A 25911-nucleotide genomic window follows, 5' to 3' on the forward strand; every position below is an offset into this window, starting at 1 on the left:
AATTCTTAGTTACTTAATACTATAAAATCCTTTTTCATGAGTCATGTGAAAAGGGATTTTTTGTTTGTCACAACTCTTTTTCCAAGTTTGTTGTATGGACTTAAAGTTAGATCCATCTGCTACAACCATTTTGGGTTTCAACTCCAGTAACACACGATCTAAATTTACTTTTGTTGATTGTGTTAATAGCAAAACATCGGGATTTATATTTGCGATAAGTTGATTAGCGCTGTCTAATACAAAAATTCTTTTTCCCTTGAAATAGATGAAGTTCCTCAAAGACTGTTTTTTTTCTATAATACCATTAGTACTCAATAGGTATGTTTTTAAGTTACTTTTTGCTTTGTTTACTTTGTTTTCTTTGTTAGTGTTGCTATATATCTCGCAAATAGTCCCTTTTTTTATAGTAATTAACGTCTCCTTGGGTAAATGAAAAACAATTAATTCGCTATTTTTTGAGTCTTGCCAGCGGGTGTAGATGCACGCTCCTTGCATTACTATAATTGAGGTCAACACTCCAACTAATTTATGGAAATTTGGTTTTTTAACCCAAAGTACAATACAAATTATAGAGGCGTAAGCGCTAAGTAGCATGAATAAGTGCAGAGGTATATCTCTAATGATGAACTGTTCATAGGAGGCAATACTATGGATGATTTTATTTAGAAAATAGATGCTCCATTCAAACAATTGAGATAAAAATTGTGGTGCATCATATAAAGCAGCGCCAAGCATTACGAGAACCCCAATTATCATTATTCCCCCTAATAATGGTATTACTATTAGATTGGTTATAAAAAAGAGTCCTGGAAATTGATGGAAATAATAAATACTTAATGGAAGGGTGCCAATTTGTGCTGCAAATGATACGGTTAAAATATCCCAAAAATATTTTGTTAATTTATTTTTTGGTTGATATAACAGGTTTAACATTGGCTGTAGCCAAATTATAAAAAATAGCGCTAAATAGCTTAGTTGAAATCCTACGTCAAATAAAAATGAAGGTTCAAAAAGTAAAATTATTAGTATGGAAACGATTAAGGTATGATAGATGTTTACGCTGCGTCTAAGATGGCTTCCAATTGCAATAAAAGAGAACATTGTCACAGAGCGTACCACTGATGGTGCTAATCCAGCAAGTATACCAAACAAAATAAGTGATGTTAATATAATAAATAGTTTTAGCCATGAACCTTTTTTGTTGTTTGGTATAGGTTTTAAAATCAATGTCATAAACATTAGTATGAAACCTATATGAAGGCCCGAAACGGATAGGATATGTACAGCACCTGCATATTGATAGTCTTTAATTATATCTGGTGCGATGTCTTGTTGTTGCCCAAGTATGAGTGCCATGGCAACTTGTAGTTCTTCATCGTTAAAATTATTATTTTGTAAGTTTTTTAAAATGCGTGTTCTTAATGCATCCGAGTAATACCAAAGATCCTTTTTTAATTGTTTTGCAATTTTTATGGCGTTACTTGATGTGTATATTTGACCATAAATATGTTTGTTCTCTAAATACTTTCCATAGTCAAATTGATAAGGATTTTTGGGTGAAGTGTTGGGGTGTATTGAGGTTTTTAACTGAATTATATTACCTACTTTTAATGCTTTTTGGATACTGTCATTATTAATGTTCAGGACTATTTTACCTGTTTTAGTTTCATTGTTAATGTGAGTGAGTATTGCTACATACCGATCACTAAATGAAGTTTTTTTTAATTTTTCTCTAATGATTAATGTATATGTTTTTTCTTGTTGGAATACATTTTTAACTTGTAAATAGTGACTCTCTTTGAAACTATCAGAATGTATGCGTTGCGTTGAAACTCCAATTAATCCTGCTAAAAACAATATACTTATCCCAAATAATGGTGCTGCTTTTTTATTTTTTTTGAGAAAAAAGTATTGTACTCCTAATCCAATAAGTGAAAGTAGTATTACTGAAAAAATATATTTTGTGGGCAAAAAAATATAATGAGACAAAATAAGTCCTATTATAAAACCAATTGTAATTTTTATCAGTGGGAAATGCAGCACTTTCATAACTCTAAAGTACACATTTTAAACAAGTAAGAGCTGTTTTTTAGTAAGAAAATTGTAAAATTAAAAAAGTCTATTGGCTTGAACAAAATTCTTTTTATAGTAAGGCTCCTTAGTAGAGGATACAATTACACCTTTTGAAGTAGAGGAGTGAATAAATTTAATTTCCTCATCAGAGGTATCAATTACAATGCCCACGTGGTCTATGGTCTTATTTTTGCTATTTGAAAAAAACACTAAATCTCCTTTATTGACTTTGTCTTTTTTTGCATTAAGAACTATTCCAGTTTTGGATAATTGGAGTGAATTGTGTGGTAAAATAATATCTTGTTGTTTAAATAGGGTAATAATTAATCCAGAGCAGTCAAAACCTTTTGTATTAGTTCCTCCATATTTGTAGGGAGATCCAAGTGCTTTGTGAGCATTTTCTACCACCGATTGGACTATTTTTTCAATCTTTTTTTTATCAGTTGAAGATTTGATTTCTTTATAACCAATTTTTTTCGACGTTGAACTATAATTTTTAGGTGCACAACTGTAACTAAAAATCATAATAACAACAATTGTCATACTGAATCTTAGTAGTTGTTTTATTAATGTGTATGAAGTTATGAAGTTCAATTTAAAATAAATCTTTTACAATTAAAGCTGCTGTTTTTTCACTGGCACCACGACCACCTAATTTCTTTTCAAGAAGTATGTATTTTTCTAAAATAGTATTGCGTTTTTCGGTTTTCAAGATTTTGTACAACTCTTCTTTGATGCGTTTGGAATTGCATTCATCTTGAATTAGTTCTGTAACTACCTCTTCGTCCATAATGAGGTTGACTAATGAAATGTATTTTAATGTAATGATTCTTTTTGCAATTTGATAAGATATCCAATTGCCTTTGTAGCATACTACTTCCGGTACTTTAAATAAAGCCGTTTCAAGCGTAGCTGTTCCTGATGTTACTAAAGCAGCTGTAGCATTTTGTAATAAATCATAGGTTTTATTTGCTACAAACTGGATGTTACTTTGTGTTATAAATGGGGTATAAAAAGAGAATTCCTGACTAGGAGCCCCAGCAATTACAAATTGATATTCAGGAAAATCATTAGAAACACTGAGCATGATTTGCAGCATTTTTGTAATTTCTTGTTTTCTACTTCCAGGAAGAATTGCTATGATTGGTTTGTCACTCAGATTGTTTTCTTTTCTAAAATCAATTTCACTAACATTCGATTTGTTTTGAATGGCATCTATCAAGGGGTGTCCCACAAAGTCAACTAGATATTGGTGTTTTTCTTCGTAGAACTTTTTCTCAAAAGGTAATATAACATACATCTTATCTATGTCTCTTTTGATATCGGTAATTCTGCTTTCTTTCCAAGCCCATATTTGAGGAGAAATATAGTAATGTGTTTTGATTCCTAGTTTTTTGGCCCACTTTGCAATTCGGAGATTAAATCCAGGGTAGTCTATAAAAATCAACACATCAGGTTGGAAGTTCTGAATGTCCTTTTTACAAATGGTAATGTTGTTTAAAATCGTTTTTAAATTGAATACAACCTCAATAAAACCCATAAAGGCAAGATCGCGATAGTGCTTTACTAAGGTACCGCCTACGTTCTCCATTAAATCACCTCCCCAAAAACGAATCTCTGCATGTGGATCTTTTTTGAGAAGCTCTTTCATTAAGTTAGAGCCGTGTAAATCTCCAGAGGCTTCACCTGCAATTATGTAATATTTCATGGTTGTAAAATCTAAATTTAAAAAATGAATTCTGTTTTTATATTACTAAGGTTAAAATGGCTAAAGCAATAACTGAAAACACAATTCCCTGCGCGATTTTTTCTCTGTTTAATTTTAGAGCTACCCCAAATGCTCCCAGCGTTAAAACACAGCCTAATGTGATTATTTTTCCAAGATTCCCTTGAGATTGTAAGATTTGAATGCCCGCAATAAAATGGTAATCTGTAAAAAAATACATAAAAATAAAACTGCCTAAACCTGTAGTCAAAAGGCCTATTATAAATCCTATGAGTATATCTTTATTCTTCATTCCATGAAAAGGTGTTAAGTTGTTGAATGGCATGATATGCTGTTAAGTCAAATTGTACTGGTACTACGGATATGTAACCGTTTTTTAGTGCCCACTCATCAGTGTCTTCTCCATGATCTTGATTTACAAATTCTCCAGCTAACCAGTAATAATCTCGGCCTTGAGGTGTTTTGCGCTTGTCAAATTTTTCTACCCAAATGGCTTTTGCTTGTCGGCATACTCGTATTCCTTTTATGTTTTCTTCTTGTAGTTTTGGGAAATTAACATTCAGTAATACACCTTCGGGTAATCCATTTTCAAGAACTTGTAGCGCAATCTTACGAATAAAGGTTTTGATGGCATCAAAATTTGCATTCCAATCATAATCCAAAAGTGAAAATCCTATAGCAGGTATTCCTTCAATTCCTGCCTCCATGGCAGCACTCATAGTGCCTGAGTAAATAACATTGATGGATGAATTTGAACCATGATTTACTCCAGAAACACAAAGATCCGGTTTTCTTTCTAAGATTTCATTAACGGCAAGTTTAACACAATCTACTGGAGTTCCAGAGCAACTGTATTCTAAAAAGGCGTCTGAATCTTTGGATATTTTATTTAGGTATAAGGTGCTGTTTATGGTAATGGCATGTCCCATAGCGCTTTGAGGCTTGTCGGGTGCTACAACAACAATTTCGCCAATTTCTTGCATTACAGCTATTAAAGCTCTCAATCCCGGTGCCGATATGCCATCGTCATTAGTAATAAGTATCAGCGGCTTGTTTTTTTTCATTTACTTAAAATTAAAAAAAAGAATATTTATTTAAATTAATAACAAATGTAATGACTGAAACTGGTAAAAACTGAACTAAATGTAAAAATTTAATATCAATTGAACTTTCATTTCATTAGAATAAAACATTTTATATCTTTAACAAAAATTTATGGCATCATGTCTTTATATGGCATGGTTTTTACCGTATCTTAGAATAAAAAAATTCATGAATACTATACTTCACTTTATGAAAAGAAATTATAAAATATTAATTGTTGTCGCGTGTATTTCGATGGCTTTATTTGCATTTAATATCAAAAGCTCAAAAAGTAATGATCCTGAAAAAGATAAGTTACTACTAGAGTTATTGACTTTTGTTATTGAGAAAGGACATTACAGCCCTGCTACAATTGATGATAATTTTTCCAAGGGCATTTACAAGGATTACATTGTAGCATTAGATCCTTCAAAACGTTTTTTCTTGCAATCTGATATTGATGAGTTTTCAAAATTTGAACTGCAGTTAGACGATCAATTATTGAATAAAGATTTAAGTTTTTTTAATCTTACCTACGATCGTTTGATCAAAAGGATGAACGAGAGTACTAAAATTTACAAATCAGTGCTTAGTAAACCGTTTAATTATGAAACTGACGAGAGCTTCAATGTTGATTATGAGAAGGCACCTTATTCTAAAAATCTTACCGAATTAAATGATAAATGGAGAAAACAAATCAAGTTGTCAACTCTTTCCTCATTGGTTGACAAACAAAGGTTAGAAGAAGATAAAAAGAAAAATGACGATAAGTATGTGGTAAAATCTTTTGAAACATTAGAGAAAGAAACAAGAGATAGTTCTTTAAAATCTCTTGATGAGTACTTCAGTTTTATAAAAGATTTAGATCGTAATGATTGGTTTTCAGTTTACATAAATGCAATCACAGGTCGTTTTGATCCTCATACGAATTATTTTGCTGCCGAAGAAAAAGAACGTTTTGATGTAAGTATAAGTGGTAAGTTAGAAGGTATTGGAGCAAGATTACAAAAGAAAAATGATCTTACTGAAATATCTGAACTTATTTCTGGTGGGCCTGCTTGGAGAGGTAAACAACTAGAATCGGGTGATTTAATTATGAAAGTTGCTCAAGGTGATGCAGAGGCTGTCGATGTTGTAGGAATGCGTCTTGATGATGTGGTTAAAAAAATTAAAGGACCAAAAGGTTCTGAAGTACGTCTTACCATTAAAAAAGTGGATGGAACTATTAAAATTGTTTCTATAATTCGTGATATAGTTGAAATTGAAGAAACATACGCTAAGTCAAGTGTGGTTGAGAAAAATGGATTGAAATATGGGGTTATTTATTTGCCGAAATTTTATATCGATTTTGAAAATCCAGAGGGTAGAGATGCAGGTAAAGATATTGCTCTTGAAGTTGACCGTTTGAAAAATGCAGGTGTTAGCGGAATCGTATTAGATGTTAGAGATGATGGAGGAGGTTCTTTGTCTACTGTTGTTGATATTGCAGGATTGTTTATTGAGCAAGGTCCTATAGTTCAAATTAAATCGGCTGGACGTAAAAAAGAAGTTTTGTATGATAAGGATCCAAAAATTGAATGGGATGGACCACTTGTAATTATGGTAAATAGCTTCTCGGCCTCGGCTTCTGAAATTCTTGCAGCTGCAATTCAAGATTACAAACGCGGAATTGTAATAGGAAGTAAACAAACGTATGGTAAAGGTACTGTTCAAAATGTGTATGACTTGAATACACTTGTACGTAATAGTGCAGTGGGAGATTTAGGGGCTATTAAAACCACTACTCAGAAATTTTATAGAATTAATGGAGGATCTACACAACTAGAAGGTGTACACAGTGATATTGTAATGCCAGATCGCTATTCTTATTTAAAAATGGGTGAAAGGGATATTGACAACGCAATGCCTTGGGATAAAATTGATCAAACTAGCTATCAATTATGGAATGATAATTCTAATTTTGCCCAAGTAATAATGAATAGTAAAAATAGAATTACTCAGAACCCACAATTTCAATTGATTGAAGATAATGCAAAATGGATTGATGGACGCAGTGAGGAAAATATTTACAGTTTAAATATTACTAAATTTAAAATTGCTCAAACTCAAATTGAAGAAAAAGCAAAAAAGTATAAATCAATTGTTGATTATAAGAATGATTTAAGATTCAGTTCTTTGCCACACGAAGTTGAGGCTATGAATCAAGATAGTTCTTTGAAAGAAAAAAGAGAAAGATGGCATGAAGCATTGTCTAAAGATATCTATGTAGAAGAAGCATTAAATGTATTAGATGATTTACAGTCTAAAGCTTTTACAAACAAAGTATTACCGGTTAAGGTAAAAAAAGACAAGCTTGTAAAGTCATAATTTTATAACAACCCTACTAAAACGCTCAAAAGTAATTTTGAGCGTTTTTTTATGCTCTCTTTTTAATATTTCCCTATCTTTATTTTAATTAGTTTTTTAACGTTATCTAAGTTGTATGAGGTTTAATAGCAGTAGAATAGTAGTAGGGTGTTTTGTGATTATTACAACACTTTCTTCTTGTAAAAAAGAGATGTCAAATACTCAAAATGGTTTTGTACCCATTGCAAATGAAGAGAGTGAATACGAAAAGAGGAGTAAGTCTGAGGATGTAAATCAAACAGAATTACGTTATACAACAAATGATTTGTTGCCAATATCAACAACAAATACAATTGTAAAGCACAATTATTATTCTCTTTCTTATAATGAAATTTATGAACAAGCAGAGTGGGTGGCTTATGAATTAAAGAAAGATTACATAAAGAACAATAACTTTAAACGCCCCTATTTTATTGAGGATGCTAAGGTTAAAACAGGTTCTGCTGATTGGAGGAATTACAAGAATTCTAATTATGATAAAGGGCATCTGTGTCCAGCAGGAGACATGGAATTTTCAATGTCAGCGTACAATGATACTTTTTTAACCTCAAATATAGCTCCTCAGGATAAGAAATTCAATAACGGTATTTGGAATAGATTAGAGCAAAAAGTTAGGTATTGGGCAGTGAAAGAGAATGGTGTGTATGTAGTGACAGGAGGTGTTTTGAACAATTCCTTAAAAACTATTGGAAAAGAAAAGGTCGCTGTGCCTCAATATTTTTATAAAATATTAATGAATCGCTCTGGAAATAGAGTGAAAATGATTGGTTTTTTAATGCCTAATCAACCAAGTGATGAACCATTATACAAATTTGTAGTCTCTGTAGATGCAATAGAAAAACTCACGGGAATTAACTTCTTCCCTCAATTAGAGGATCGTTTAGAAAATCAATTAGAAGCTAACAAGGATTATAAAGATTGGAGTTTTAACTAAATCTACTACTACTACTACTACTACTACTACTACTACTACTACTACTACTACTACTACTACTACTACTACTCATTCGATAAGGATTAAGCTAATAGTTTTAAACTTATGCAACAATTACCATTCATTCACTTTATTCGCATCCATTTTGATGAAAATAAACAGTAGTATTGTAAAGCCCCATAGCCCTGATCCTCCGTAGGAGAAAAAAGGTAATGGTACACCAATTGTTGGGAATATTCCAGATACCATAGCAATGTTTACAAAGAAGTGGGTAAACAAAATACCCGCTACGCAATACCCATAAACCCTACTAAACTTGGTTTTTTGCCTTTCGGCTAAATATATAATTCTAAGAAACAATCCTGCAAATAGCGCTATTACTACTAGTGATCCTGCAAATCCCCATTCTTCGCCAACTGTTGTGAAAATATAATCGGTATGTTGTTCTGGTACAAAGCCACCTTTTGTTTGTGTGCCTTCTAGAAAACCTTTTCCCAGCCAACCACCAGAACCTATTGCTATTTCTGATTGATTGGTATTATAACCTGGTCCTTTTAAATCTACTGCTTTCCCTAGTAGAATATTAAAACGATCCCTGTGATGCTGTTTAAAGACATTATTGAAAATATAATCAACAGAAAATACAAAACCAGTTATCAGTACAAACAAGATACTACTTAGTACTACGTTTCTATCTGCTAATCTTGATCTATAATGAACTAAAACAATAACAAGTAAAGCTGCCAAAACAACGTAAATAGGCTCAATTACTAATGTGAGTACAAATAATAGAATGGTTATGAAACCCGTCCAAACATACCAGGATGGCAAGCCTTCTCTATACAACACGATAATAAAAATGCTATATATTAAAGCACTTCCAGGATCTGGTTGCGGAAGTATAAGAAGAACAGGTAAAAATATTATAGCTAGTGCTTGAATTTGTCTATTTGGATCTTTTAAATTGATTTGAGAATCACTTAAAAACTTTGCTAATGCTAGTGAGGTTGCTGCTTTTGCAAACTCCGAGGGTTGAATTGTAAAACTTCCTATTGCATACCAACACCTTTGCCCAGCTATGGTTTTCCCAAATAAAAATAGACCCGCTAAAGATATAAGTGCTACTACAAAAATGATACTAGCATATTTTTCATAAAACTTACCATCTACAGATACAACAATAAAGATTAATGGGATGGTAAATAGTATGAAGATTAATTGTTTCTCATAAGTGTCTTCCATAGACGATAATGAGGAAGAATAAATATTCAACCAACCTAATAGTACTAGCACCGTATAAATAATGATGCTGATCCAGTCAATATTATTTGTTATACTTTGGTTTTTCATTAGATTGGGAAGCTAGTTTTTTTTCTTTAATGGTATCAGTAGTCAACGGAACTTTTTTAGGTGTTCCTGTTTTTAATTTTTGTAACGAATCTGCTATTTTTAATTGCAGTTTAACGGTTTCCGAAAGTCCACCTAATTTGGCGTAACGACCTTGTAAACTCGTTGCTAGAATTCTTTTTTCAAGATCTACACGGGTGATTTTATGCCTAAGGTATTTTTCAATCATCAAACTCGCAATCGGACCTGCAATTGTAGCTCCATAACCTCCATTTTCTACCATTACTGCTATGGCAATTTTAGGGTTATTCATTGGGGCAAATGCTACAAATATCGAATGATCTTCCATTTTTACTCGAACACCACCAATTTTTGTAAAATTTTCGGCTGTACCAGTTTTTCCACATATTTCAATTCCCTCTACTCGAAGTCCTCTTGCTGTACCTAGGTTGTACACGTCAAATAAACCGCTTATGATAGGTTTGAAAAACTTTTTATCAATTGTTGTGGTATGTTTAGTAGTGAACTTACTTTCAATTGGGATACCTTCTATTTTCTTTATGATGTGAGGCGTATAATAATATCCTTCATTAGCTACTGTAGCCATCATGTTTGCTAGTTGAATAGGTGTCATCAATACTTCTCCTTGTCCAATAGCGTTAGATACAATAGCAGTGCTTCTCCAGCCACCATTAGGGTACATGCGTTTGTATGTTTTTGAAGTTGGGACTAGTCCTCTTTTGCCAATAGGTAAATCATAACCCATAAATTGGCCTAAACCAAAACTTTTAAGGTGATTACTCCAAACATCAACGGCATAGGCAGGTTTAGCATACTTATTGATGGTTTTCATATAAGCAGTTGCAAAATAAGAGTTGCAAGACTCAAATATACCTCTATGCAATTGAAGCGCGCCTCCATGACAGTGGCAACCCATAAATCTACCTCTAGCATAGCTAAAACCTCGATTACAAAATACGGTTGTGTTATAATCAATTACACCTTCTTGTAACGCAACAAGACCCGTTAAAATTTTGAATGGTGAACCAGGGGGGTATTCAGCTAGTAAACCACGATCGTATAATGGTTTAGCAATAGAGTCACGGTATAATTGTGTGTAATTTTTTGAGCGTTGTCTGCCTACAAGAATTCCAGGATCGTAGGATGGAGCTGTTACAAGTGCTAAGATTTCACCAGATTTTGGTTCAATGGCAACAATTCCACCTCTTTTATTAATCATCAGTTCTTCGCCATATTTTTGGATTTCGGCATCAATGGTAAGGTTAATGTCTTGCCCTTGAACGGCTATGGTGTCATACTTACCTGATTTGTAGGATCCTATTTCACGGTTGTGTTTGTCTTTTTGAAGGTATTTTACACCTTTAATACCGCGTAATAAATTTTCATAACTTTGTTCTACACCTTGTTTTCCAATTAAATCTCCACTGTTGTAATACGGATTTTTTTCAATTAGTTTTTCATTTACTTGTGTTATAAAACCAAAAATATTGGCGCCAAAATTCACTTCATAATCTCGAAGAGAACGTTTTTGGAAATAAAAACCCTCGTATTTTCGAATCTTTTCCTGAAAAGCGGCAAACTCATTTTTATTTAATTGCGATAAAAAAACAGAAGGCAACCTAGGACTGTAAACAGTTGCTTTTTCAATTTTTTTTATAAAATCCTCTTTTGTAATATTAAGTAGTTGGCAAAACTCTAGCGTATCTGTGTTTTTGACCTCTCTAGGAATAACCATAATATCATAAGATGCTTGGTTAGCCACAAGTAATTTACCGTTACGATCATAAATATATCCGCGTTCAGGATACTCGTATTTTTTTTTAATAGCGTTGTTCTCTGATTTTAATTTTAAGGTTTCATCAACTACTTGCAAATAAAAAATCCTTACAACCAATAATAGTGTAGCTATGGTTATTAAGGCAGGCAATAATGCTTTTCTCATCTTTTATTAGGCTTGATTAAATAGATAATTATGATGCAGATAATTATGGTAAAGGTAGTGCTTAATAGCACCGTTAAGAGTGTGTCAACTATAAAACTTAATTGAAAAGCTTCTAATAAAAACAAGGTAAAATGATGAATCACAACCGATAGTAAGATAAATGTAAATCGTTGTGGGGTAAGTACCTCATTTAATTTTATGGTTTGGTATTCATAACTTAAACCAAATGCAAATTTAAAAAGAGTAGGTCGTAAGTAAGCCAGTATAATGCATGCTGTTGCATGTGTTCCTCCAGAATTACTAAAAAGATCCATTATGATACCCAATAAAAAACTTGATGCCAGCAAGGCAGATTTGTTTCCATTTACAGGATACAAAATGATAAACAATATGTAAGGAAACGGACTAACATAGTCCAGTAAGTTCATATTGTTGAAAACAACTATCTGAAGTGCTAATAAAAGAATAAATCGAAGAATATTGACTAACAAGGTGCTATTCATCTTTGCCTTTTTTTTCTAAATTAGTAATCTCTTCTTTGTCCTTACTTTTAATAATATATACATGACCCAGATTAGTCATATCATTAAATAACTTTACGTCAAGTGTATAAAAGTTAGTTTGGGTGTCTCTATAAATTTTTGAAATAGTACCAATATTTATATTCTCAGGAAAAATCACAGACTGACCACCTGTAACAATAGTGTCGCCAATTTTAATCATGGCAAGTCTTGGCAAATCTGTCAATTGTACAAATCCAGTACTTTTTCCGTTCCAGTTTAATGATCCAAAGTGGTTTGACTTCTTAATCTTAGCATTAATTTGCGATCGTTTATTCAAGATAGATATTACGGTCGCATAATTTTTTGAGGTGTTTTCTACAATTCCTACAATCCCTAAGCTGTTGATCACGCCCATGTCAGGTTTTACTCCATCCAGCTCGCCAGAATTTATAGTGAGGTAGTTTTCATAAACGTTATAGGAGTTGTGAATAACTTTAGAAACTAATATGTCACTAGGTTTTACGCCTTTTAAACTGTCCGTTAATTTTACGCTAGCGGTATCTTTTTTATTAAAGAGTAAGCTTTTAAGGGTTGCGTTTTCTTGTGCCAATGCGTCATTTTGAGCTTTTAAATTCAAATATTCATTGACATTGTTTATTTTTTCATAAACGCCACCACTCAAAAAATTAGCGGAACTTATTATTTTACTTCTATGAAAAGAGTGTGATTGAATAGTCAAGGAAAGTGATATACCCAAAAGCAGCAAAAACAGCAATCGGTTGCTGTTTTTAAAAATAAAATTAAAAATTTGCTGCATTTTCTTAAATGAATTATTTTAAAGTAAATTGAAACAAAAACTAAATCCTAATTATAAATTCAATTGGTATACCTAACTAGGATTTAGTTTAAATGTTTTAATTATTTAATAAGTATACTTTTAAATTTAACTATGTTTTTTAAGGCCATACCAGTACCTCTTACAACGGCTCTTAAAGGATCTTCAGCTATATAAACCGGTAAATCTGTTTTTTGAGAAATTCTCTTGTCAAGACCTCGTAGCATTGATCCACCACCTGCAAGATAAATACCTGTATTGTAGATGTCAGCAGCTAATTCTGGAGGTGTTTGAGACAAAGTTTCCATTACGGCATCCTCAATTCTTTGAATAGATTTGTCTAATGCTTTTGCAATTTCTCTGTAAGATACTTCTACTTGTTTTGGTTTACCAGTTAATAAATCTCTACCTTGAACAGACATATCCTCTGGTGGAGTTTCAAGATCTTCGATTGCGGCTCCAATTTGGATTTTTATTTTTTCGGCGGTACTTTCTCCCACAAATAAATTGTGTTGTGTACGCATGTAGTATACAATATCATTTGTAAAAACATCACCAGCAATTTTTACAGATTTATCACATACAATTCCACCAAGAGCAATAACAGCAATCTCAGTAGTTCCACCACCTATATCAACAATCATGTTTCCTTTAGGTTGCATAATATCAATACCAATACCTATTGCGGCTGCCATTGGTTCATGAATCAAGTATACTTCTTTACCATTTACACGCTCACAAGATTCTTTTACAGCACGCATTTCCACCTCAGTAATTCCAGATGGGATACATACTACCATGCGAAGCGCTGGTGTAAACATTCGTTTCTTTAATGCAGGTATGCTTTTTATAAACATACTGATCATTTTTTCTGAAGCATCAAAGTCAGCAATTACACCATCCTTCAAGGGTCTTATTGTCTTAATGTTTTCATGCGTTTTACCTTGCATCATATTGGCCTCTTTACCAACAGCAATGATTTTTCCAGAAATTCTATCGCGTGCTACTATCGAAGGGCTGTCAATTACTACTTTATCATTATGTATGATTAAAGTGTTTGCGGTACCAAGGTCTATCGCAATATCCTCGGTCATGAAATCAAAAAATCCCATAAGTTTTTTAAGGGTTAAAAGTTATATAAAAATGCCAGACAAAGTTAAACAAATTAATGTTTAAAATGACGCGTTCCTGTAAATACCATTGCAAGATTATTTTCATTGCAATAATTAATGCTCAATTCATCTTTAATAGATCCTCCTGGTTGAATAACGGCTGTGATTCCTGCTTCTTTTGCTAATGCTACACAATCCGGAAACGGAAAAAAAGCATCGCTGGCCATTGATGCACCTTGTAAATCAAATCCGAAATTTTTAGCTTTTTCAACAGCTTGCATTAAAGCATCAACACGAGAGGTTTGTCCTGTACCTGAAGCAATAAGCGTACCGTTTTTTGCAAATACAATTGTGTTTGATTTTGTGTTTTTGCAAATTTTAGAAGCAAAAATTAAATCTTTAATTTCTTGCTCAGTAGGCGCTGTATTGGTAACGGTTTTTAAGTCTTCTTTAGTATCTGTGATGTTGTTTCTTTCTTGAATTAATAACCCATTCAAACACGTACGTACTTGTTTTTGTGGCAAATCTAATTCGTTTTGGATTAAAATAATTCGGTTTTTCTTCTCTTGTAATATGGCAAGAGCATCGTCATCATAAGCAGGAGCAATAACTACTTCACAAAACAAAGAATTGATTTCTTGAGCGGTTGCTAAATCTACTTTAGTATTTGAAATTAAAACACCTCCAAAAGCTGATGTAGGATCGCAAGCTAATGCGGCTAGATACGCGTCATGAATTGTAGTTCTGCTGGCTAATCCGCAGGCGTTGTTGTGTTTTAAAATAGCAAAAGTTGGGCCATCATTTTTGAATTCATGTATCAAATTTACGGCTGCATCTACATCTAGTAAATTGTTATAAGAAAGTTCTTTTCCGTGAACTTTTTTGAACATCGCATCAAAATCACCAAAGAAGAATCCTTTTTGGTGAGGGTTTTCTCCGTATCTTAAAACTTGACCATCTGCAATACTTTCTTTGTAAATGGTTTCATCTGTATTGAAATAATTAAAAATAGCTCCGTCATAATGTGAAGATACGTGAAATGCTTTGGTAGCAAATAATTTACGATCTTCTAATGTTGTAGCTCCGTTCTGTTTTGTGATAGTTTCTAAAAATGAACTGTATTGCTCCATTGACGAAACAATAACGGTATCTTTAAAATTCTTTGCAGCGGCACGAATTAACGATATGCCACCGATGTCAATTTTTTCAATTATATCCGCTTCACTAGCTCCCGAAGCAACTGTTTTTTCAAATGGGTATAAGTCAACTATTACTAAATCTATTTGCGGGATGTCAAATTCTTTCATTTGTTGCACATCACTCTCATTATCTTGACGATTTAGTATTCCGCCAAAAACTTTTGGGTGTAATGTTTTTACTCTTCCTCCTAATATAGATGGATATGAGGTTACATCTTCTACTGGAATTACTGGGATTCCAAGATTTTTTATAAAATCTTCTGTTCCACCAGTAGAATAAATTGTAACATTTTGACTGTTTAGTTGTCTAACGATTGGCTCTAATCCTTCTTTTGAAAATACAGAGATTAATGCTGATTGAATTGTTTTTGTTGTGCTCATTATGTAGTTATAGTTATGAGCTGCAAAAATAGTTTTTTAATGTTAAAATTAAGCCATTTGAAAATGAGATAATTTTAATTTGTAAATCTCTTATTTAGAGTTTCTATTAAAATGAAAGGATTCATATAACCTTTCTTATCTTTATTAGGTTTTTGAATATTATTTATAGATTTTTACTTAACACAATACACATTATATGTTAGTTTACCTTAGATTGTTACGAGAAAGTTTTGGATTTGCTATGAGTGCCTTGCGCAACAATAAATTAAGAACCTTACTTTCGTTATTGGGAGTTACGATCGGAATTTTTTCAATTATTGCAATTCTAGCTGCAGTAGATTCTTTAGACAAAAAAATAAAGAAAGATTTAAGTAGTTTAGATAAAAATACGATTTATTTGATGCGCTTTTCTTTTGGTCCTTCTGAAATCCCACAATGGAAACGAGAGCAATTTCCTGATGTGAAATACGATGAGTACGAATATTTGAAAGGCTCTATGAATGATGTTGATGAAATGGCATTTCAATTTTTTGTAAATCGAGAAAGTTTAAAATACGAATCAGAGTCTGTAAGTGATGTGAATATTGTTCCTGTTTCTCATGAGTTTATTGACATTCAGGGTCTCGAATTTGATAAAGGTAGGTTTTACAATGAATCCGAATCTAATTCTGGTGCTCCTGTAATTGTTTTAGGATATGATATTGCCCAAAGCCTTTTTGGCGAAAGCGAACCTATTGGTAAAAACCTGCGTTTGTACGGACAACGTTTTAGTGTTATTGGTACTTTAAAAAAGCAAGGTGAAGGAATGTTTGGCGATAGTAATGACACATCTGTTTTTATTCCAGTTAATTTTTTAAGACGAATGTATGGGGATAACAATAGCGCTATGACGCCTGTTATCCTTGTTAAGCCAGAAAAAGGAGTTGACATGGAAGCGTTTAAGGCTGAGTTAACTCAGAAATTACGAAACATTAGAGGAATGAAAGTAGATGAAATAGATAACTTTTTTGTCAATGTGCTTTCCGGATTTACAGATTTATTAGACGGAATCATTGGTGCAATGCGTGGTGGTGGAATATTGATTAGTGTTTTTTCGTTTTTAGTGGGTGGTTTTGGTGTAGCCAATATTATGTTTGTCTCTGTAAAAGAGCGTACTAATTTAATTGGGATTCAAAAATCATTAGGGGCCAAAAACAGATTTATACTGTTCCAATTTTTATTTGAAGCTATTATTCTATGCGTAATAGGAGGAACTATCGGTTTGATAATTGTTTGGTTGCTTTCTATATTGCTTACTAATGTTTTAGAGTTTGAGTTTGTTTTAAGTTTTTGGAACATCTTAATAGGTTCTGGATTATCCATTATTGTTGGGGTAATTTCGGGAATTTTACCAGCAATTTCGGCTTCAAAATTAGATCCTGTTGAGGCTATTCGAACAGGTATGTAAAAGGTTCTTTCTAATTTTTATAGGTTTAATAGTTGTCTAGTCCTGAAAAAGTGATACAGGATTAATAAAAAATAAAAGTACAATTTTAGACAGTAGCAAGCTCTGGTTTGCTACTGTTTTTTGTTTTATAGGTTCTCATTTTAATTTTGTTTTGGTGATGCATCTGATTTGGAGTAAGCATGTAATTAGAATAATGAGGTCTGATTTCATTATAGATATCAATAGCTTCTTTTACAATTTTTTGCATGATTTCTGCTTTTTGATTGTATTTGTCAATCCTAAATTCCTGTTTTAAAATACCATTGATCCTTTCTGCCACTGCATTTTCATAAGGGTCAGAGTTTTGTGTCATACTGCATAGAATTTTATTTTTATTAAGTTGCATTTGGTAGTCATTAGCACAATATTGAATCCCTCTGTCTGAATGATGTATCAATGGTAAGTTTTTGTTGTTTCTGTGTTTAAGAGCCATTTTAAAAGCCTTCAAACTGCTTTCTGTGTTCATGTTATCGGCAACATAATATCCCATAATCTTTTTAGAATAAGCATCTGTGACTAAGCTTAAATAGCAAGGATTATCTCTTTTTCCTATATAGGTTATATCAGAGACCCAAACTTGCTCTGGTCTGTTAATTTCTAAATCTAGAATTCGATTTTGATGTTTATTAAATCGATGATGTGAGTTAGTCGTTACATGATAACTTCGTTTAGGATGTATCAATAAATGATTGGCTCTGAGTATATCAAAGAACTTATCTCTTCCAATTTTCATTAATTGAAGTTTATCAAACAAAAGATAATATAGTTTTCGAGTACCTATTCTAGGCATTGTCTTCCTGATATTATTCACCATCAAAATCACTTCTTTGGCTTTGTTTTGTTTGGATGCTATTCTTCTAGTCTTTCGATAATAAACCTGTCTGTCTATCCCGAACAAATAACAGGTAAACGCTACTGTTTTTTGTTCTTTTGCTCTAAAGCGGGCGATTGTTCGGGTGCAGAGTTTTTTCGGATATCTATATGATATTCTTTCTCAGCTAAATCAATCATCATGTCAAACAAGATTGCTTTTTTATCTGCAACGTAAGCTTGTCGTTCTAAAAGAGCCTTTTGTTTTTCTAATAGCTTGACTTGGACTTCAAGTTCCATAATTTTTTGTTCGGGTGACTTTGCCATATTCAAAGGGGGTTGGTTTTCCCAATCAAAGTTACCAAATTTTCGTAACCAGCCCAGAACTGTAGCATGGCTTTGAATGCCATATTGTTTTCTAATTTGGGTAATTGATGAACTACCTTGCTCAACTTCTCTAACGATTTGAAGTTTTAAGGACATGCTGTAATCTCGCTGGGTGCGCTTTACATAATTCGTGTATTCTTCCATAACGATTGTTTTTGTGTATCGCTATTTCAGGACGGGACAAGTTATAAAAAAAAAGCAGCTTCTCAATTAAGAGAAGCTGCTTTTTTTATTTTAATGAATCAAAAAGTATTGAATAATATTCAGCCTATACTTTGGATTTCAAATTATCGTACAGGATTGTTTTGAATCAAATCTATATACAAGTTAATCTTATCTTTCAATTCTTTTCTTGGAGTGATAAAATCTAAGAAACCGTGCTCAAGAAGAAATTCAGCAGTTTGAAAACCTTCTGGTAAATCTTTTCCAGTGGTGTCTCTTACAACTCTAGGACCAGCAAAACCTATCAATGCGCCCGGCTCAGCAATGTTAATGTCACCTAGCATAGCGTAGGAAGCGGTAGTTCCACCCGTTGTTGGATCTGTACAAAGTGAGATATAAGGTAATTTAGCTTCGGCAAGTTGTGCTAATTTTACAGATGTTTTTGCTAATTGCATTAAAGAGTAAGCAGCTTCCATCATTCTGGCTCCACCAGATTTTGAAATCATTAAAAACGGCATTTTGTTTTTGATTGCGTGATCTATTCCTCTCGCAATTTTTTCACCTACAACAGCTCCCATAGATCCGCCAATAAAAGCAAAATCCATACAGCAAATTACTAAATCTTTACCTTTTGATTTCCCAACACCTGTGCGTACGGCATCTTTAAGTTTGGTTTTATCCATGACATCTTTCAATCGATCGGCATACTTTTTTGTATCCACAAAATGAAGAGGGTCTTTTGAAGTCATGTTTTTGTCTAACTCAACAAATTCATTGTTGTCAAACAAAATTTGAAAATACTCAGCGCTACCTATTCTTACGTGAAAACCATCTTCTGGACTTACAAATAAGTTGCGAGCAAGTTCATCTGCATCAATAATTTTTCCTGTAGGAGATTTGTACCAAAGCCCTTTTGGGATATCCATTTTGTCTTCAGTAGCTGTTGTAATCCCTTTTTCTTTTCTTTTAAACCAAGCCATATTTATTGTTTTTGTTGTTTCAGGTTTAAAGTTTAAAGTTTTGAAACCTTAAACCTGAAACTTTAAACTTTTTATTATAATGTATTCACGTTGTTCAAGTCAGCAAATGCTTGCTCCAATCTTGTATTGAAAGTGATTTCGCTTTCACGCAACCATTTTCTTGGATCGTAATGTTTTTTATTTGGAGCGTCAGCGCCTTCTGGATTACCAATTTGTGTTTTTAGATAATCAATATTTTTAATCATATAATCACGAATACCCTCTGTAAATGCAAATTGCAAATCAGTGTCAATATTCATTTTGATAACACCATAGCTAATTCCCTCTCTGATTTCTTCAAGTGTAGATCCTGACCCACCGTGGAAAACAAAATCAACTGGGTTGTGCCCAGTGTTGAATTTATTTTGAACAAAATCTTGAGAATTCTTTAAGATTTTTGGAGTTAATTTTACATTTCCTGGTTTGTATACTCCGTGTACATTTCCAAAAGCGGCTGCAATTGTAAAACGAGGACTTATTTTAGAAAGTTCCTCATAAGCATAAGCAACTTCTTCAGGTTGTGTGTATAATTTTGAACTATCTACATCAGAGTTGTCTACACCATCTTCTTCACCACCTGTAATACCTAGTTCAATTTCAAGAGTCATCCCCATTTTGCTCATACGCTCTAAATAGCCTTTGCAAATTTCGATGTTCTCTTCAATTGGCTCCTCAGATAAATCAATCATATGTGATGAATATAGCGGTTTTCCAGTCTTTGCAAAATGTGCTTCGGATGCGTCTAATAATCCATCAATCCAAGGCAATAATTTCTTTGCACAATGATCTGTGTGTAAAATTACCGTTGCACCATAGGCTTCTGCTAGTGTATGAATGTGCAAAGCACCAGCAATTCCACCAGCAATTGCTGCTTTTTCTCCTGCATTAGATAATCCTTTACCAGCATTAAACTGTGCTCCACCATTAGAAAACTGAATGATTACGGGAGCATTTAATTTAGCGGCTGTTTCAAGAACGCTGTTAATTGTATTTGAGCCAGTTACATTTACTGCAGGCAATGCAAATCCTTTTTCTTTAGCATAATTAAAGATTTCTTGAACCTGATCTCCTGTTGCTACTCCTGGTTTTATGTTGTGTGCCATAGTGTTAATTTTTAGTAATTTTTTTAGTTTTTAGTTCTGCAAAAATAGGAATTAAATAGTATTAGAACGGATAATTTATACCAAAATTTAAAACGGAGTTCGCAAAGTTATACTCTCTAAACCATCTTTTATTTATTTCATTGGCTGGGTTGTAAGTTTTAAAACCCAAATCAAAACGGATTACAAAAAAACTAAGGTCATATCTAAGTCCAAAACCAGTGCCTAATGCAATGTCTTTTAAATCACGGTAACTTGTAAAGGTAGATTTCTCATCCTCAACATTATCCAGTACATTCCAGATGTTTCCAGCATCTGCAAATATGGCGCCTTTTAAATCGCCAAGTACTTTAAATCGAAATTCACCACTAATGGCAATTTTCATATTGGCTTCATTAAAATCATTAATAGCTCCGCTACTGCCTGGGCCTAGTGCATACGGTTGCCACGCTCTATTATCATTTGATCCTCCTGAGAAATAACTTCGTGAAAACGGAATGTTATTTGAATTACCAAAAGGAATTGCTATTCCAAAAAAAGATCTAAAGGCAATTTTATTTTCTGTAGAGAGAGCCCAGTGTTTTATGTAATCAAATTCGGTTTTTATGTATTCTGAATATTCAAGATTAAAGATTTCATAATTACCGCCTGAATTCTTCTTTTGATTTGTAGAACTAGCAAAAGCCGTCAATAAAGTACCTGCCGATTCTATTTTTGTTTTAAATAAATAAAAGGTATCGTCTGCTATGTCCTTTTTAGTCGTTTTAGAGAAAGTGAAACTGGTTGCTAGAATAAAGTCATTTTCGGTTAATCTTTGTCTTCTTTCTTCAATGCTTTTTATAGATTGAAAATCAGTTGGAGTAATAGGCTTTAAAAATGTACCTCTATTGTTTAAGACATCATTTGTAAATCCCGAAGTACCTCTTTCTATGCTTAAATTTCTATTTGCAGGGTTATCGTAATATGTAGTATTGGTATTGTATTCTTTACTAATGTTATTTAAAGCATTATAGGATGATTTATAAACATTGAAGTAGTTTTGTGAGTTTAAATTTCGTACAAATTGTGTGTTTAGTAAATCAAATCGAGCAGTGTTGTTTTTTTGCGGTGTCCAATTGTAAGAAAGTGTACTCGTAAAGTTTTCTTTATCAAGTCCAATATTTTGTTGTTTAGCAAAACCTACGGTGACTAAAGTAGATGGGATCATGCTTTTAGGAATGATTTTTTCGGTTCTGAAAGGCATAAAAATCCTTGGGATATTTAGTTTTAGATCTAAACCATATTCAGAAACATTGAAGAAATTATTATTCGGATTAGCTAAATCTTGTGACGATCCAATGTTGCCTCGTACTGCTAGTTCTAATGTTTCGGCGCCATTAAACACGTTTCGTACTGTTTCTGACACGCTAACTCCTATTCCAAAAGCCTGAATATTAGAGTGGGTTACATCTAGACTAGTCCCAAAACTATATTTTTTTCTAGGTGTCAAAAATACTTTAGAAATTAGAGAATGCGCAGTAGTATCTCTCTTATCAACCTCGTATTGAATAGAGGGGTAATTAAAAATTTTAAGATTGTTTAAATAACGTGTTGTCAATACCGTTTTGTTGTCGGCATATAAACCTCCTTTGGTGATAAATAGCGCATTAGTTAAAGCCTTTGGTTTGTACTTAAGTTTGTTTTGGCTGTAAATTGTAAAGCCATTATACGTGACACTGTCTTTGATTTGAAACGAATTTAAATTAGGACTGTAATCCGAAAATATTTTTACATCACTAATTTTATATAACTTAAAAGGTTCCGTTTTAGTGCTATCATTCATTTGGTATGTATAATTCGCAACCAATAAATTGATGTTTGCTTTATTGACTTTTTTGATGGTGTCTACATTAAATGTTATGTAATTTGGCTGAAAATAATAAGCGCCATTGTTTCTAAAATGAGTTGTAATTCTGTTTTTTTCATTCTCAAAATCCTCTGTTTTGTATGGCTTTCCGCTTTTAATGAAGCTTGTACTTTTTATAGAAGTGTATAATGAATCTAGGGCAGGAGTTAAAATGGTTGATTTTATAGTATCCAGAGTGTATTGTGAACCAGATACAATATTGTACTTAATCTTTCCTTTTTTTCTCTCCAGTGTGTCAATAACATAAGATGCATTTACATTGAAGAAACCATTATTGAAAAAATAATATTTTAATCTGAATAACGATTTATCTGCTTTTTCTTTCTCTAAAATTACGGGAGCTTCTCCTGTTGTTTTTAAAAAATCATGAATTCCATGGTACCAGAAAGATTTACCTAATCGGTCAACCTGTTTTGCAGAAAGCCATTTTGATTTACGGCTGTACTTGTTGGGATTATTGGTAAACTTAGCTTGATAAGTTGAATCAGAATTTAAATTTGCAATGGAGTATAAATTAAGTCTTAATCGGTAACCTAGCAAGTTGCTATTTGGTTTTTGATACAATTGATTGAAAATAGTTTCATCAGAAACATTTTTATCATTCACTGTTATTTCATTCTTTGTGAGCAATAATTTGCCCTCAGGAACTCTTTTTACAGCGTTACAGGCACAAATAAGTATTGCAATTAGAATAAATGCAGTTATTTTTGTAGAAATTTTTTTCAAGAGGTCTTAATATATTTAATTCAAAAGTACATTTTTTTATGGTTAGTAAAAACCAAATAAAACTTATAACGAGTTTACAGCAAAAAAAATATAGAATAGCCCATCAATTATTTTTTGCCGAAGGGGTAAAGGGTGTGCAAGAGCTAATAGATTCAAATTTTGAGTTAGTTCATTTGTATACTACCTTAAATGATTTTGAAAATGTTTCTCCTGCCATAAGAACGATGTTGCAAGATCAAGACTTGAAGAAAATCTCAGCACTAGCTACTCCTAATTCTTGTTTAGCAGTATTTAAAATGCCCGTAGAAAAAGAAATTAAAACCTCGGGTTTGATTCTTGCACTTGATGCAATTAGAGATCCAGGAAATTTAGGCACTATTTTACGATTGTGTGATTGGTTTGGAATCCAACAAGTGCTTTGTTCAAAAGAAACAGTTGATCTTTATAACCCAAAGGTGGTGCAAGCCACAATGGGGTCTATTTCAAGAGTAAATGTGAATTATGTTGATTTGAATTTGTTTTTAAGTCAAACACAACTACCAGTATTCGGTACGTTTATGAATGGCGAAAACATTTATCAAAGTTCCTTGCCTAAACAAGGTATCATAGTAATGGGTAATGAGGCTAATGGAATATCACAAGAAATAGAATCTAAAATTACAAGTAGACTCACAATACCAAGATTTGGAGCTGTACAAAAAACAGAAAGTCTTAATGTAGCAACGGCTACAGCAATTGTTTTGAGTGAATTTTGTAGAGGCTAATAAGATAACTTTGAGCTTGACCTATTTTTTTTAATGAAATGTAAAATTGATTAAAATTGCTCGGGACTTTAGGGATTCAATATTACTAGTCCACGGGCTATTTGGATCATTGTCTCTAATTAACTCATCATTAATTCCAAAAACACCTCTAATGGAAGGGGAGAAGATAAAGTATTCTGAAAATACATCAATCCCAAATCCCAATTCGTAATTTGTAGTCCAGCTTTTTACCCTAAAACGTTGTTGCAAGTTGTCGTCCATTAATTTAGCATTGCTGGATAAGTTGAGTGTTGCAGATAACCCGCCTAGTGCATAAGGTCTAATGTTTCCTGTTCTTAAAGATGAGAATTTTAATAAAAGAGGAAAGTGGATGTATGTGCTGTTGACTTCTCTTAATGCATCATTTGGACTAGAAAAATTTGGGTAGTTTAAATCTCTTTTAGAATAATACAATCCTGGTTCAAAACGCAGATTGATATATTCATGTAGTTTGTAATCCCCTACAATACCTACATTAAATCCTGTTGTCTTTTTTACAAGAATATCTGGAGTTTCTGTCTTGTAGTCTATTTTAAAATCGAAAGTATTAAAACCCAAGAAAAATCCAAAATACACTTTTTTTTGCTGAAAATTTTCAAGATTTATAATGGGGTCTTTGCTGAAAATACCTTTTGAATTTTGTGCATTTCCAGTAATAATTCCAGTTAAAAATAGGGCAATAATTATTTTTTTCATATTATTTTTTAGATGCTGAATAAATGGTAGCAACCCCAAAAGTTTGTGGTAAAGCTACAACATCTATAAACCCAGTTTTTCTTAAAATATTGTTTAAGGCTTCGCCATATGGGAAAGCTGCTGCCGATTCAGATAAATAGCCGTATGCTACGTTGTCTTTTGAGAATAATTTTCCTATTAGTGGTAGTATGTTTTTACTGTAAAAGTTATAGCCTTGTTTATAAGGAGTTTTCACGGGAACCGAAGTTTCTAGAATAACAAAAACGCCATTTGGTTTTAGTACTCTCAAAATTTCACCGAGACCTTTCTCAAGATTTTCAAAGTTTCTTACTCCAAAAGCAACAGTTATAGCATCAAAATAGTTGTCCTCAAAGGGCATGTTTTCAGAATCTCCTAAAACCATATCTATCGTTTTAGTCAAATTCTTATCAGCAATTTTACGTTCGCCCACCTCAAGCATTCCTGCAGATATGTCTAGGCCAATGATTTTTTCTGCCTTGGTTTGAGCCATTAGTATAGCAAGGTCTCCAGTTCCTGTTGCAATGTCTAAAATTGTATTAGGCTTAGATTTAGCAACAATTTGCAAAACTTTTTTGCGCCATTTGATGTCTATTCCAAAAGAGATAACACGGTTGAGGCTATCATAATTTCCAGAAATGGTGTCAAACATTTGCGCAACTTGTTCTTTTTTACCTAGAGAAGAATCCTTGTATGGAGTGATTTTTTGTGACATTTTTTTTGTTTGTACAAATATAATACAATCTAAATGAACTAGTAATGTGTTTCTATAATTTGACCTAAGATTTATTTTTTTAACGTATTGAAAAAAGATTCTTTCAATTTTTTACAAAAAAAATCAAAATATCACTAAAAGTGGGTATTGTGGAGGTGGATTTTAATCCACACATTTGTACCGAAGAAATAAGCACAATAAATGGTTAAAAGACAATTGGTGAACCAAAGCAAATGGATAGTTCTTGCGTTACTTATCTCGTTTGTTCTAGTTAGATTTTTTGAGAATGCTGTTCTAAAATGCAGTATAGAGGTTAAAACGCAACATACGTTCTTAGGATTAAATTTGTTTTTGGAAATTTTAATTTTTTTCGTCTTTAGTACCTTCGTGGTATTTGGTATTAAAGGCTACTTTGAGATGTACTCTCAAAGGTTTTCAAACATTATTATTGCCGTTTCCGGTGTGTTTTTAGTGTTTGTAATTTTTATTTTATGTTATCAAATACTCTTTCTAGAGTAGTT

22 protein-coding genes are annotated in these 25911 nt (G+C 32.7%); 4 read left to right on the plus strand and 18 right to left on the minus strand.

The annotated features are described in order from the left end of the window. Positions 1-9: 9 nt before the first annotated feature. The 5 genes from LQ189_RS00985 to surE are packed head-to-tail and all read right to left on the minus strand — an operon-like array spanning position 10 to position 4863. A complete protein-coding gene (locus tag LQ189_RS00985; RefSeq protein WP_230153913.1) occupies positions 10-2049 on the minus strand; it encodes a ComEC/Rec2 family competence protein in 2040 nt (679 codons plus the stop codon). Positions 2050-2109: 60 nt separating this feature from the next. Then, entirely contained in the window at positions 2110-2616 is a 507-nt protein-coding gene (locus tag LQ189_RS00990) for a C40 family peptidase (protein ID WP_230153914.1), read from the minus strand. Between the two features lie 52 nt (positions 2617-2668). After that, positions 2669-3781: a lipid-A-disaccharide synthase gene (gene lpxB / locus LQ189_RS00995; RefSeq protein WP_230153915.1), complete on the minus strand. Its 1113-nt coding sequence runs from the start codon at positions 3779-3781 to the stop codon at positions 2669-2671. Positions 3782-3818: 37 nt separating this feature from the next. Continuing rightward, positions 3819-4091 carry a hypothetical protein gene (locus tag LQ189_RS01000; RefSeq protein WP_230153916.1) on the minus strand — a complete coding sequence of 91 codons (273 nt, stop codon included), beginning with the start codon at positions 4089-4091 and terminating at the stop codon, positions 3819-3821. Further along, on the minus strand, positions 4081-4863 hold the full coding sequence (gene surE / locus LQ189_RS01005) for a 5'/3'-nucleotidase SurE (protein WP_230153917.1): 783 nt from the start codon (positions 4861-4863) through the stop codon (positions 4081-4083). The genes LQ189_RS01000 and surE overlap by 11 nt, the downstream gene beginning before the upstream one ends. A gap of 208 nt (positions 4864-5071) precedes the next feature. On the opposite strand from surE, the gene LQ189_RS01010 reads away from it, so the two are divergent. After that, on the plus strand, positions 5072-7249 hold the full coding sequence (locus LQ189_RS01010) for a carboxy terminal-processing peptidase (RefSeq protein ID WP_230153918.1): 2178 nt from the start codon (positions 5072-5074) through the stop codon (positions 7247-7249). A gap of 190 nt (positions 7250-7439) precedes the next feature. After that, positions 7440-8222: a DNA/RNA non-specific endonuclease gene (locus LQ189_RS01015; RefSeq protein WP_370634830.1), complete on the plus strand. Its 783-nt coding sequence runs from the start codon at positions 7440-7442 to the stop codon at positions 8220-8222. A gap of 114 nt (positions 8223-8336) precedes the next feature. Here LQ189_RS01015 and rodA read toward each other — a convergent pair whose 3' ends face one another. From rodA to purH, 6 genes are all read right to left on the minus strand, one after another. Beyond that, positions 8337-9572: a rod shape-determining protein RodA gene (gene rodA / locus LQ189_RS01020; protein WP_230153920.1), complete on the minus strand. Its 1236-nt coding sequence runs from the start codon at positions 9570-9572 to the stop codon at positions 8337-8339. Further along, positions 9547-11532, minus strand: a complete 1986-nt coding sequence (gene mrdA / locus LQ189_RS01025; RefSeq protein ID WP_230153921.1) for a penicillin-binding protein 2 — start codon at positions 11530-11532, stop codon at positions 9547-9549. The genes rodA and mrdA overlap by 26 nt, the downstream gene beginning before the upstream one ends. Next, a complete protein-coding gene (gene mreD / locus LQ189_RS01030; RefSeq protein ID WP_230153922.1) occupies positions 11529-12035 on the minus strand; it encodes a rod shape-determining protein MreD in 507 nt (168 codons plus the stop codon). The genes mrdA and mreD overlap by 4 nt, the downstream gene beginning before the upstream one ends. Beyond that, positions 12028-12852 (minus strand): rod shape-determining protein MreC, encoded by an 825-nt coding sequence (gene mreC / locus LQ189_RS01035; RefSeq protein ID WP_230153923.1) that lies wholly within the window; start codon positions 12850-12852, stop codon positions 12028-12030. The genes mreD and mreC overlap by 8 nt, the downstream gene beginning before the upstream one ends. A 101-nt stretch (positions 12853-12953) precedes the next feature. Continuing rightward, positions 12954-13982: a rod shape-determining protein gene (locus LQ189_RS01040; RefSeq protein WP_086454445.1), complete on the minus strand. Its 1029-nt coding sequence runs from the start codon at positions 13980-13982 to the stop codon at positions 12954-12956. 53 nt (positions 13983-14035) lie between these two features. Beyond that, positions 14036-15562, minus strand: coding sequence for a bifunctional phosphoribosylaminoimidazolecarboxamide formyltransferase/IMP cyclohydrolase (gene purH / locus LQ189_RS01045; RefSeq protein WP_230153924.1), 1527 nt, complete (start codon positions 15560-15562; stop codon positions 14036-14038). Positions 15563-15758: 196 nt separating this feature from the next. Between purH and LQ189_RS01050 the strand changes: the two genes are divergently transcribed. Continuing rightward, positions 15759-17009 (plus strand): ABC transporter permease, encoded by a 1251-nt coding sequence (locus LQ189_RS01050; RefSeq protein ID WP_086454723.1) that lies wholly within the window; start codon positions 15759-15761, stop codon positions 17007-17009. Between the two features lie 85 nt (positions 17010-17094). Here the strand turns inward: LQ189_RS01050 and LQ189_RS01055 are convergent, their stop codons facing one another. The 5 genes from LQ189_RS01055 to LQ189_RS01075 form a co-directional block, all read right to left on the minus strand. Further along, a complete protein-coding gene (locus tag LQ189_RS01055) occupies positions 17095-17946 on the minus strand; it encodes an IS3 family transposase (RefSeq protein WP_221917391.1) in 852 nt (283 codons plus the stop codon). A 14-nt stretch (positions 17947-17960) separates the two neighbouring features. Then, positions 17961-18389 (minus strand): hypothetical protein, encoded by a 429-nt coding sequence (locus LQ189_RS01060; RefSeq protein WP_230153925.1) that lies wholly within the window; start codon positions 18387-18389, stop codon positions 17961-17963. 143 nt (positions 18390-18532) lie between these two features. Beyond that, positions 18533-19387, minus strand: a complete 855-nt coding sequence (gene accD / locus LQ189_RS01065; protein WP_086454725.1) for an acetyl-CoA carboxylase, carboxyltransferase subunit beta — start codon at positions 19385-19387, stop codon at positions 18533-18535. A gap of 74 nt (positions 19388-19461) precedes the next feature. Then, positions 19462-20529 (minus strand): class II fructose-bisphosphate aldolase, encoded by a 1068-nt coding sequence (gene fbaA, locus LQ189_RS01070; protein WP_144891512.1) that lies wholly within the window; start codon positions 20527-20529, stop codon positions 19462-19464. A 61-nt stretch (positions 20530-20590) separates the two neighbouring features. Continuing rightward, the gene (locus LQ189_RS01075; RefSeq protein WP_230153926.1) at positions 20591-23158 is read right to left on the minus strand and encodes a BamA/TamA family outer membrane protein; all 2568 of its coding nucleotides are present in this window, start codon (positions 23156-23158) and stop codon (positions 20591-20593) included. Positions 23159-23196: 38 nt separating this feature from the next. Here LQ189_RS01075 and LQ189_RS01080 point away from each other — a divergent pair, with 38 nt between their 5' ends. Continuing rightward, positions 23197-23922: an RNA methyltransferase gene (locus tag LQ189_RS01080; protein WP_086455523.1), complete on the plus strand. Its 726-nt coding sequence runs from the start codon at positions 23197-23199 to the stop codon at positions 23920-23922. A gap of 30 nt (positions 23923-23952) precedes the next feature. Here the strand turns inward: LQ189_RS01080 and LQ189_RS01085 are convergent, their stop codons facing one another. Together LQ189_RS01085 and ubiE are read right to left on the minus strand one after the other, a co-directional pair. Next, positions 23953-24657 (minus strand): porin family protein, encoded by a 705-nt coding sequence (locus tag LQ189_RS01085; protein ID WP_230153927.1) that lies wholly within the window; start codon positions 24655-24657, stop codon positions 23953-23955. A 1-nt stretch (position 24658) separates the two neighbouring features. After that, on the minus strand, positions 24659-25390 hold the full coding sequence (gene ubiE / locus LQ189_RS01090) for a bifunctional demethylmenaquinone methyltransferase/2-methoxy-6-polyprenyl-1,4-benzoquinol methylase UbiE (RefSeq protein WP_086455530.1): 732 nt from the start codon (positions 25388-25390) through the stop codon (positions 24659-24661). Between the last annotated feature and the right edge of the window lie 521 nt (positions 25391-25911).

The sequence above is a fragment of the Flavobacterium sp. CECT 9288 genome (genome assembly GCF_918731615.1).
Lineage (GTDB): Bacteria > Bacteroidota > Bacteroidia > Flavobacteriales > Flavobacteriaceae > Flavobacterium.

Bases quoted from the DNA above. Each gene is read 5' to 3' on its own strand.
- LQ189_RS00985 (WP_230153913.1), bottom strand. From the start codon at position 2,049: ATGAAAGTGCTGCATTTCCCACTGATAAAAATTACAATTGGTTTTATA.
- LQ189_RS00990 (WP_230153914.1), bottom strand. From the start codon at position 2,616: ATGACAATTGTTGTTATTATGATTTTTAGTTACAGTTGTGCACCTAAA.
- lpxB (WP_230153915.1), bottom strand. From the start codon at position 3,781: ATGAAATATTACATAATTGCAGGTGAAGCCTCTGGAGATTTACACGGC.
- LQ189_RS01000 (WP_230153916.1), bottom strand. From the start codon at position 4,091: ATGAAGAATAAAGATATACTCATAGGATTTATAATAGGCCTTTTGACT.
- surE (WP_230153917.1), bottom strand. From the start codon at position 4,863: ATGAAAAAAAACAAGCCGCTGATACTTATTACTAATGACGATGGCATA.
- LQ189_RS01010 (WP_230153918.1), top strand. From the start codon at position 5,072: ATGAATACTATACTTCACTTTATGAAAAGAAATTATAAAATATTAATT.
- LQ189_RS01015 (WP_370634830.1), top strand. From the start codon at position 7,440: ATGTCAAATACTCAAAATGGTTTTGTACCCATTGCAAATGAAGAGAGT.
- rodA (WP_230153920.1), bottom strand. From the start codon at position 9,572: ATGAAAAACCAAAGTATAACAAATAATATTGACTGGATCAGCATCATT.
- mrdA (WP_230153921.1), bottom strand. From the start codon at position 11,532: ATGAGAAAAGCATTATTGCCTGCCTTAATAACCATAGCTACACTATTA.
- mreD (WP_230153922.1), bottom strand. From the start codon at position 12,035: ATGAATAGCACCTTGTTAGTCAATATTCTTCGATTTATTCTTTTATTA.
- mreC (WP_230153923.1), bottom strand. From the start codon at position 12,852: ATGCAGCAAATTTTTAATTTTATTTTTAAAAACAGCAACCGATTGCTG.
- LQ189_RS01040 (WP_086454445.1), bottom strand. From the start codon at position 13,982: ATGGGATTTTTTGATTTCATGACCGAGGATATTGCGATAGACCTTGGT.
- purH (WP_230153924.1), bottom strand. From the start codon at position 15,562: ATGAGCACAACAAAAACAATTCAATCAGCATTAATCTCTGTATTTTCA.
- LQ189_RS01050 (WP_086454723.1), top strand. From the start codon at position 15,759: ATGTTAGTTTACCTTAGATTGTTACGAGAAAGTTTTGGATTTGCTATG.
- LQ189_RS01060 (WP_230153925.1), bottom strand. From the start codon at position 18,389: ATGGAAGAATACACGAATTATGTAAAGCGCACCCAGCGAGATTACAGC.
- accD (WP_086454725.1), bottom strand. From the start codon at position 19,387: ATGGCTTGGTTTAAAAGAAAAGAAAAAGGGATTACAACAGCTACTGAA.
- fbaA (WP_144891512.1), bottom strand. From the start codon at position 20,529: ATGGCACACAACATAAAACCAGGAGTAGCAACAGGAGATCAGGTTCAA.
- LQ189_RS01080 (WP_086455523.1), top strand. From the start codon at position 23,197: ATGGTTAGTAAAAACCAAATAAAACTTATAACGAGTTTACAGCAAAAA.
- LQ189_RS01085 (WP_230153927.1), bottom strand. From the start codon at position 24,657: ATGAAAAAAATAATTATTGCCCTATTTTTAACTGGAATTATTACTGGA.
- ubiE (WP_086455530.1), bottom strand. From the start codon at position 25,390: ATGTCACAAAAAATCACTCCATACAAGGATTCTTCTCTAGGTAAAAAA.